Origin of the sequence: Ligilactobacillus agilis DSM 20509 (genome assembly GCF_001436215.1) — a bacterium.
Classification (GTDB): domain Bacteria; phylum Bacillota; class Bacilli; order Lactobacillales; family Lactobacillaceae; genus Ligilactobacillus; species Ligilactobacillus agilis.
In genome coordinates, this window is the sequence record NZ_AYYP01000066.1 from 1 (window position 1) to 294 (window position 294).

Annotated in this window: 1 protein-coding gene; it reads left to right on the top strand. The window is 43.2% G+C overall.

What is annotated here, in order from left to right:
* Nucleotides 1-294: hypothetical protein (locus tag FC14_RS10725; RefSeq protein ID WP_235804533.1), on the top strand; the 294-nt coding region annotated here is incomplete at both ends.

Here is a 294-nt window from a genome sequence, read left to right on the forward strand (position 1 = left end):
CTTCTTGTGTCCCTTTAACCCCCTTATTACTGAGCAACAACGAGCGGTTGGGCACTATCAGATGATTTTTGAAGAAGGAGATTACTTAAATGATGGGACCCACACCTTGATTTTAAACGCCAGTGGTGATTGTGAAGGCGTCAGTGATGAACTCAAAGGAATTTTTCAGTTAGTATTGAGGCAGCCGGCGTCATTTGGCCAGTTAGGAGCGCAAATTATGGATAAGATTGATGAAATTAAGCACAGTAAGACAGGAGGGCGCAAGTATATGGAACTAACAGGAGCATTTTGGCA